The following is a 3,032-nucleotide window of genomic DNA, read 5'->3' on the forward strand; positions in this document are numbered from 1 at the left end:
GGGCTGTGGTTTTCAAATGGCGGTGGCGTAAATAGTTGGTCTCTATTGCTCATGTATAACCTTTATTATGTTTTGCTGGCGATAGTCGAAACATCATCCGCAATAATTTGGACAGTAGTCGGAATGATGTTCTCATTATGGAATAGTCGGTCTATTATAAATGATTTCAGACGGCCTGCGTTTTTTGCAAAGGCTTTGTTGTCAATATAGTTGGAAAAGTGTGCGATTAAGGTGCAAGCAAAAAGGTTGGCTTTAGTATTTTTTGAAAAAACAAAAAAACGCCGCATTTCTGCGGCGTTTTGCTACTAAGTATTAATGAGCACTTTCTTGCAATGCCAAGTCTACACGCTCACGCAACTCTTTACCCGGTTTGAAGTGGGGAACATGTTTTTCAGGCACTTCCACACGTTCGCCGGTTTTAGGGTTGCGCCCGATACGGGCAGGGCGGTGGTTCAAGTCGAAGCTGCCGAAGCCGCGGATTTCGATACGTTGTCCACGAGCCAGTGAGCGGGTCATGGTATCAACCAAGACTTTTACACTGTATTCGACATCTTTAGCCAGCAGTTGGTTGCCATTTTTTTCGGCAAACACTTCTGCGAGGCGAACCATCAATTCAGACTTCGTCATGTCTGCAACCTTATTCTTGGTCGCCGGACAGTTTGGCTTTCAGCAAGTCGCCCAGGCTGGTAGTACCGGCATTGGCAGTTGCAGCGGCGTTAACTGAATTCAGCGCTTCGCGGTTTTCTTTAGCGTCTTTCGCTTTAACAGACAGACGGATGCTGCGGTTTTTGCGGTCAACGGTAACGATAACGGCTTCAACTTCGTCGCCTTCTTTCAGTTTGGTAGTCAGGTCTTCAACGCGGTCAGCGGCGAATTCAGAAGCAGGCAGGTAGCCTTCAACTTCTTCAGACAGAGCGACTACGGCACCTTTGGCGTCAACAGATTTCACAGAACCTTTAACCAAAGAACCTTTGTCGTTTACGCTGATGAAGTTACCGAACGGATCGCCTTCAAGTTGTTTGATACCCAAAGAGATACGTTCTTTTTCAACGTCGATGGCCAATACAACGGCTTCAACTTCTTCGCCTTTTTTGTATTTGCGTACAGCTTCTTCGCCGGCTTCAGTCCAAGACAGGTCAGACAAGTGAACCAGACCGTCGATACCGCCAGGCAGACCTACGAATACGCCGAAGTCAGTGATAGATTTAACTGCGCCGGAGATTTTGTCGCCTTTGTTGTGGTTGGCGGCAAACTCTTCCCAAGGGTTAGCTTGACATTGTTTCATGCCCAAAGAGATACGGCGGCGGTCTTCGTCGATTTCCAGGATCATGACTTCAACTTCGTCACCCAGTTGAACAACTTTGCTTGGGTGTACGTTTTTGTTGGTCCAATCCATTTCGGAAACGTGTACCAAACCTTCGATGCCTTGTTCGATTTCAACGAATGCACCGTAGTCGGTCAGGTTGGATACTTTACCGAACAGGCGGGTACCTTGTGGGTAACGACGGGTCAGACCGCTCCAAGGATCTTCGCCCAGTTGTTTCATGCCCAGGGAAACGCGTTGTTTGTCTTGGTCGAATTTCAGGACTTTGGCTTCTACTTCTTGACCAACTTCCAAAACTTCGCTTGGGTGTTTCACACGGCGCCATGCCAAGTCGGTGATGTGCAACAGACCGTCGATGCCGCCCAAGTCAACGAATGCACCGTAATCGGTGATGTTTTTAACGATACCTTTGATAACTGAACCTTCTTGCAGGTTTTCCAGCAAGGCTTTGCGTTCTTCGCCCAAAGTAGCTTCCAGAACAGCGCGGCGGGACACAACGACGTTGTTGCGTTTTTTGTCCAGTTTGATCACTTTGAATTCAATTTCTTTGCCTTCGAAGTGAGAAGTGTCTTTTACGGGACGTACGTCAACCAAAGAACCCGGCAGGAATGCGCGGATGCTGTTGATCATAACAGTCAGACCGCCTTTGACTTTGCCATTGATAACGCCGGACAGGATGTCGCCGTTTTCCATAGCTTCTTCCAAAGCGATCCAGTCGGCAGCGCGTTTGGCTTTTTCGCGGGACAGTTTGGTTTCGCCGAAGCCGTTTTCAACAGATTCGATGGTAACGGTAACGAAATCGCCAACTTTAACTTCAATCTCGCCCTGAGCGTTTTTGAATTCAGCAACATCAATCAGAGATTCTGATTTCAGACCTGCGTTAACGGTAACGAAGTTTTGATCGATGCCGACTACTTCGGCAGTAATCACTTCACCTGGGTTCATCTCTTGCAGGGTAAAGCTTTCTTCCAGCAGCTGGGCAAAATTTTCCATAGTCATATATACTCTTTTCGGTACACCGCCAAGGGGTGCGGGTTAGGTTTGAAATGACCTGCCGTCCTTGGCGCGGCAGGTTGGGAAATGTTTTCAGACGGCCTTGTTATAGGGTTAACAGGCCGTCTGAAATGAAAACTTCGCGATTATACTCCAAATTTTAAACTTTATGATACCAATCAAGCACTTTTTTTACAGCTTCTTCGATAGAAAGGTTGTCAGTGTCTAAAAGCAGGGCGTCGGGCAGCTGTTTCAATGGGGCAACAGGGCGGCGGCGGTCTGCTTCGTCGCGCGCTTCAATGTCCGACAAGATACGCTCGAATGCCACGCCTTCGCATGGGATACCGAGTTGTTTGGCACGACGTTGGGCACGAACATTGGCACTTGCAGTCAGGAAGATTTTTAATGCGGCATCAGGGAAAATAACCGAGCCGATATCGCGGCCGTCGGCGACCAAACCTTTTTCGGTCAGGAAATCGCGTTGGCGCTGCAAAAGGGCGGTACGCACTTTAGGCAACTGCGCGACGGCAGATGCACCCATGCCGATGGCTTCGGTACGGATTTGCTCGGATACATCTTCGCCGTTTAATAACACGACGCTGCCTTCAAATTGTGCGGGCAAAGTTTCTGCCAGTGTGCTGACGGCGTCTTCATCTGTCCAGGCAACATTTTGTTTTTGTGCGTAAAGCGCGGTCAGGCGGTAAAGCGCACCGGA

General features: G+C 48.7%; 3 protein-coding genes. All 3 read right to left on the minus strand.

Going from position 1 to position 3,032, the window contains the following annotated elements; all coding sequences use genetic code 11:
* Positions 1-312: 312 nt before the first annotated feature.
* Positions 313-627, minus strand: coding sequence for an integration host factor subunit beta (locus tag ACTHUE_RS14255; protein WP_003678992.1), 315 nt, complete (start codon positions 625-627; stop codon positions 313-315).
* Between the two features lie 10 nt (positions 628-637).
* On the minus strand, positions 638-2,323 hold the full coding sequence (gene rpsA, locus ACTHUE_RS14260) for a 30S ribosomal protein S1 (protein WP_003678994.1): 1,686 nt from the start codon (positions 2,321-2,323) through the stop codon (positions 638-640).
* 154 nt (positions 2,324-2,477) lie between these two features.
* On the minus strand, positions 2,478-3,032 hold a 555-nt coding region (gene cmk, locus ACTHUE_RS14265), incomplete at its 5' end, for a (d)CMP kinase (protein WP_440423814.1).

This window comes from Neisseria sp. P0021.S005, from assembly GCF_051956955.1.

Bases quoted from the DNA above. Each gene is read 5' to 3' on its own strand.
- rpsA (WP_003678994.1), bottom strand. From the start codon at position 2,323: ATGACTATGGAAAATTTTGCCCAGCTGCTGGAAGAAAGCTTTACCCTG.
- ACTHUE_RS14255 (WP_003678992.1), bottom strand. From the start codon at position 627: ATGACGAAGTCTGAATTGATGGTTCGCCTCGCAGAAGTGTTTGCCGAA.